This is a genomic window from Raineya sp. (assembly GCF_053497555.1).
This window is the reverse complement of record NZ_JBRCWE010000098.1, coordinates 1-5,967: the sequence shown is the minus strand read 5'-3', so window position 1 is coordinate 5,967 and position 5,967 is coordinate 1. Positions and strand designations below refer to the sequence as shown.

Below are 5,967 nucleotides of genomic sequence, written 5' to 3'. Positions count from 1 at the left end.
TAAAAGTTTAGGAGTTTTTTGTGAAATCTTAAATTCCTAATTTTTATAAAAAAAGTAATGTTTGTTTTGGTAATGTTTTTAGCAATTCTTAATTTTGCAAATGCTGAAGGAAAATTAAAAGTTGCAACAAAAGAAAAATTTGCTTACAATAGTTAATATCAATTGGCATTTAACGCAGATAATAAGCCTAAATGGTGCAATGAAGCGTTTGTTACTTTTTCTTGTGGTATCACTGCTATTGCTACGTTTTGTAATGTTACAGCTGAACAATTTATGTTTTCTTTGATGCTTGCAGATATGGCATTTTGTCAGCAAGGTGCAGATTATTTCCTTATTACTTTCCCGAATTAATTTTTTGTTTTGCAAAGGGAGTATCCTTATTTAAGGATACTCTCCTTCAAAGTAAAACTCAAAACATAAAGATATATGAAAAAAATATTTTTACTACTGGTATGCAATTTATTGAGCGTAGAATTTCTTACTGCCCAAACTAAATTAGGAAAAGGAGAGTTTAGAGCGGTATATCTTGCCAAAAAGGTGGCTGATACCACTAAACCTGCATATATTACAACAGATACAATGTTTTTGGAATTTTCCAAAACAAGGTCAGTGTATTACAATCCGACATACAGAGCATTAGATTCTATTGCTTTAAGTAGAACACAAAAAGCAATGAAAGCATCACAGTCAGGAGCACCAATAAAATTAAATTTCAGTGATAATTTACTTTCTAATATGCGAAACAAAAATAGCAACGTGATAGCTCATTGTTACCCTACTAACCAAAAGCTAACATTTTATACCCATAACTTACCAGGCAAGGCGTTTACGTACGAAGAAGAGTATCCTCTTTTTCAGTGGCAAATGAGTGATGAAACACAAACTATCAAAGGCTATCTTTGTAAAAAAGCAACTACAACATTTAGAGGTAGAACCTGGGAAGTATGGTACACTTTAGATATACCTACACCTTTTGGAGTTTGGAAATTTTATGGATTACCTGGGCTCATTGTTTTAGCCAAAGATAGTAAAAATCATTTTATTTTTGAGTTATTGGGCTTAAAACGCTTGCCTACTGACTATGAAATGACAACGCACTATGACTACGGAGAACCAAGAAATTTTATTAAAATTACTCACAAACAATATATGCAAGAACTAAAAAAATACCTTGAAGACCCTATGGGATATATATCTCAAGCTATGATGAATACGCCTGTACAAATTGAAATGAAAGATAAAGAAGGACGCCCAATACCCAAACGAAAAATTACCTATAACCCTATTGAATATGAGTAAAAAAACAAATAAATTATGCTGAATAAATTTCTCAAGCCTTACTAAAAAACTGCAAAACAAAGTGTATGTTTCGCTTGATATTAGTAGTTTTGATAATCAGTTTGATAAATACAAACGCTTTTTCTCAAGTCCGTTTAGGAAAAGGAGAATTAAGAGCTATTTACAGCGTAAAAGTAGTAGTTGATACTACTAAACCTACTCAAATTTCTACGGATACGATGTTTTTAGAATTTTCTAAAACTCGTTCAGTGTTTTATAATCCTGCCCGTAGAATAGCTGACTCAGTGGCTTATATGCAATTACAAAAGTCAATGGCAACCAAATCTACTTTTAATTTTGGAGGGGTAGCAGGAAGCTTGCGTAAGAATAGCACTGTCATTGTGCATCAGTACCCTAACGATAAAAAACTTACATTCTATACCCAAAATCTCATCGGAAAAAGTTTTATGTACGAAGAGGAATATCCTCTTTTTCAGTGGCAAATGAGTGATGAAACACAAACCATTAAAGGTTATCTTTGTAAAAAAGCAACTACAACGTTTAGAGGTAGAACCTGGGAAGTGTGGTACACTTTGGATATACCTACCCCCTTTGGGGTTTGGAAATTTTACGGATTACCGGGGCTTGTTGTTTTAGCCAAAGATAGTAAAAATCATTATACTTTTGAACTTTTAGGTTTAAGCCGTCTGCCTGCTGGTTATGAAATGAAAACCCATTATGAAGGCGAGCCTATCGCTTTTTCTAAAATTACTCACAAAAAATATATGATAGAACTCAAAAAGTATGTGGAAGACCCCATAGGTTATATGTCGGCTGCACTAATGAACGCCCCCGTACAGGTAGAATTGAGAGATAACCAAGGCAAACCACAACCCCGACCCAAATACCCATTCAATCCCATAGAATACGAATAAAATGCGTTTGTATTGGAGCATATTGTGCTTACAACTTTTTTCCCATATTTCTTTTGCTCAAATTATGATAGAAGGTTCTTTGCAAGATAGCAAAGAACCTGTCGTAAATGCTACGGTGCTTTTATACGCTTCGGGCAATGAAAAAATTCTTGCCTATACCTTTTCCGATGCCAAAGGGAAATTTCAATTTTCAGTTTCTGCAAGTACCGATAGTTTGGAAATAGAAATCAGGCATATTTCTTACGAAAAAATCCGACAAAAAATTCCCGCCATTTCCCAAAAACTACATTTCACACTCAAAGAAAGCTCAACGGAAATTAAGGAAATTGAGATAAAACTCAATCCCGTAACGATTCGTAGCGATACAACTACCTATAATGTAAGAAGTTTTGCTAGCAAAGCCGATAGAAACATCAAAGATGTACTTGCCAAAATGCCTGGCGTAGAAGTTGGCGACAATGGACTTATTAAATACAAAGGAAAACCTATCAGCAAGTTTTATATTGAAAACTTGGATATGCTCGGCAAACGCTACAATATAGCTTCGGAAAATGTGCCTTGGGAAATGGTAGATGAAGTTGAGTTTTACGAAAATCATCAGGATATCAAACTATTGGATAGTTTGGGCATCAAGGGTTCAAATCCTGCTCTCAATTTGCGTCTTACTGAAAAAGCCAAAAAAAGTATTGCCTTGAACGGAGAAACAGGCTTGGGTTTGCCCTTTCTGCTTTGGGATAGCAAAATAGTTGCTCTCAAATTTTTTCGTAATCATCAGTTTATCAATATTTTACAAAGTGATAATATTGGCAAAGATTCAGAGAAGAGTCTCACCGAACACGCCATTTCTTTGGAGCAACTTTTATTACGCCGTTTTCCGCAACGCCGTAGCGATTTGTTGCAATTGTCGCAAATTGCTAACCCGCCGCTGGAACGCAATCGCTATCTTTTCAACCAATCAGCAAGTACCAATTTGAATGGAGTTGTAAAAATGTCCCATTCTGCTCAAATGCGTTATCATTTTACGTATTTACTGCAAAACAATCAAACTCGCTCCCAACTGCGTCAGCAGGTTTTTTTCCCCACAGATACCATTGCCTTTACCGAAAAACAAATTTTTACTCAAAGACAGCATCTTCTGCAAAGCGAAATAGAGTATGAAAAAAATCTCAAAAACATTTACACAAAAAATGTTCTTACAGCTAAAAAGTATTGGGAAAGTCAAGAAGCGAATGTTAATTTTTTCGGCATTCTGAACGTTAGTCAGAAATTAAACAACCCTTATTTTCAGGTAGCAAACGAATATCAAAACTATCGTTTGCAAGCAGGCAAGATAGTGCAGTGGGTTTCTAATTCTTATTTCAAACTTTTGCCACAGCATTTGCAAGTTAGTCCTACTTTATGGCAAATAGGCGGGCAAAATCGCTCTACGCAATTTGTAAAAGGGGCAACTTTGCAAACCGAAAATTTTAGAACCAGCTCGCAAGAATGGAAAAAATTTCGTTTCCGAAGCCAAACAGGTCTGCGAGTCGCTTATAGAAATTTGGAAAGTTATTTGCTTTTGCAGAATAACGAGGAGAACAAAGATACCCTTCAAAACAATTTACAAGACTTTGCTTATCAGCTTTTTGCAAATTTCAATACCGAAAGAAAAATAGGCAAACAACTTACGCTCAATGCAAGTGCCGAGTACGCACCGCTTGCCTTATGGCAAAATACTGAAAAGGGGGTACGCAATAATTTTTTTCATCAATACTTTTGGCGATTAAACTTTTCGCAACGTCTGCAAGGTTGGCTTTTTTCGGGTGGAGGTAGTTATAGCAGTGAGGTAGAAGACGAAACGCATTGGTTTAATACAGAAGGGATTTTTCAAAGCTATCGGAGTGTTTTTCGTAATGGCTTGCTTGTACCTGAACGAAAAGGTTGGCAATGGGTGGGTAATATTTTTTACAACAATATTTTGGGCGGTTGGAGTTGGAACTCTGATATAAGTTTTCTGCAAGGTTTTTACAACTACCGCTACGACCTGAAATTCATAGGTATTGTAGAAAGCAGGGAAATGATAGCTCTGCAAACACCTTTTCAGAATTTAATGGCAAATACACGTTTCAATAAATACTTTTACAAGGCTCGCACCAATTTGGCAATTTCCGGAACTTTTATGCAAAATCAGTTTTTGCAAAGACAAAATAATCAGGATTTTACTTCGGTTTTTCAGAATTGGCAAGCTGAAGGGAAAATAGTTTGCAATTATTGGTCTTTTTTGAACTTGCAGGTACAAAGCCGCTTCAATGTGTTGCAAACCGAGCTTAATACACAAAAAATACCACAAACTTTACAACTGCGTCATCAATTGTATGCTAATTTTATTATCAAGCAATGGATATTTACTGCTAAATGGTATAGTTTTCAGTCCTTTCAGCAGGGGCAAAGTTTGAGTAACCACTTTATAGACATTTCTTTACAAAGAAAATTTGCTCAATGGGAAACTGAACTGCAAATTTTTAACCTCACTAATCAGCAAAATTTTATTTTGGCTCAAATACAAGAAAACACTTTCCGTGAAACCTTGTTTGAACTTCGTCCTCTCAACATTTTGCTAAAAGCAAGTTGGAAAATGGGGAAAGTTAGATAAAATCATTACAAATGATATTTTTTTAATTTTTTGAAAAAATTTGACAGAAAATTTGCTTTTTTTTTCTTTCTTTCTTTCTTTGCCCAACTAAACTTCGGGGCCCGTAAAAGTTTAGGAGTTTTTTGTCAAACCCTTAAATTCCAAATTTTTATGAAATTTTTCTTAAATGCTACTTTTTCTGTTATACTTGTCATTTGTGGGGCTTTTATTTTTAATACTGGTGCTCAAAAGTGCAATGAATGTGGTAATGATTTGCAAAAAGTAATATCACAAATTAAACAAAGGGCAAAGCTAAAAGATGTCTTGCTTATTCAAGAGCAATACTTCAATTCTGATACGAATAGTAATGAGCGTAAAATTTTGTGGCAGGGAGGTTTTTCGTATTGTGATGGGAAGTGTTTTGCTGTTGTTACAGTAACTGGGCACTGCTTTTTAGGATATTGTTAGGGATTTCAGGCAACTTCATCTGGCGATGAAGATTGTGAATGTGGTACGTTTTGTCCTTGTACCGTAACAACTGATTAACTTTATGGTAAAATTCAAACTTGTATTTTGCATTTTATTGTTTTTACCAATTTCCCAAACTTTTGCACAAATCAAAGGATTTGTCTATGAAAAAAACACCCAAACCCCTATAAATGAGGTTTGGGTGTTTGAAAGAAGAGAAGGTAAAACAGCCAAAACTAATGAAAAAGGTTACTTTTATCTTGATGCTCAGCTAAAATGGGGTGATACAATATTTTTTACAAAGACCAATCATAGTAGTTCTTACATAGTTTTCAGAGATGAAAAAACTCCCCAAATAATTTTTCTTGAAAATTATGAAACAATTGAGGAGATTGAAATTAGTAGCCCAAGGTTTAACCATAGAAAAAAAGTAGGTGATTTACGAAGCCCATTTTCAGGGATATTAGGCATCGGGAGTAATACTAACATTTTTGTTCAGCCCAAAAACCCAATAGTTAGCTATATTCCCAACAAAACGGGTAAAAAAGGACAAATTACAAAAGTATATGTGAAATTTACTACTAAGAGTATAGGTTATTTTGAGGTTGTTTAGGATTTATTTTTTTTGATAATTCTTCGGATAAAAATGACCATAAAGGATAAAATTAACAAATT

6 protein-coding genes are annotated in these 5,967 nt (G+C 34.6%); all 6 read left to right on the top strand.

Translation table 11 applies throughout. The features are described from left to right. Positions 1 to 162 precede the first annotated feature (162 nt). Positions 163 to 351, top strand: a complete 189-nt coding sequence (locus ACWITO_RS12725) for a hypothetical protein (protein WP_448530377.1) — start codon at positions 163 to 165, stop codon at positions 349 to 351. A 75-nt stretch (positions 352 to 426) separates the two neighbouring features. After that, positions 427 to 1,299: a GLPGLI family protein gene (locus ACWITO_RS12720; protein WP_101359265.1), complete on the top strand. Its 873-nt coding sequence runs from the start codon at positions 427 to 429 to the stop codon at positions 1,297 to 1,299. Between the two features lie 65 nt (positions 1,300 to 1,364). Further along, positions 1,365 to 2,213 (top strand): GLPGLI family protein, encoded by an 849-nt coding sequence (locus ACWITO_RS12715; RefSeq protein WP_101359266.1) that lies wholly within the window; start codon positions 1,365 to 1,367, stop codon positions 2,211 to 2,213. 1 nt (position 2,214) lies between these two features. Next, positions 2,215 to 4,845, top strand: coding sequence for a hypothetical protein (locus ACWITO_RS12710; protein WP_448530376.1), 2,631 nt, complete (start codon positions 2,215 to 2,217; stop codon positions 4,843 to 4,845). Positions 4,846 to 4,995: 150 nt separating this feature from the next. Then, a complete protein-coding gene (locus ACWITO_RS12705; protein WP_448530375.1) occupies positions 4,996 to 5,292 on the top strand; it encodes a hypothetical protein in 297 nt (98 codons plus the stop codon). Positions 5,293 to 5,374: 82 nt separating this feature from the next. Then, on the top strand, positions 5,375 to 5,905 hold the full coding sequence (locus tag ACWITO_RS12700; RefSeq protein ID WP_448530374.1) for a hypothetical protein: 531 nt from the start codon (positions 5,375 to 5,377) through the stop codon (positions 5,903 to 5,905). The last annotated feature ends 62 nt before the right edge of the window (positions 5,906 to 5,967 follow it).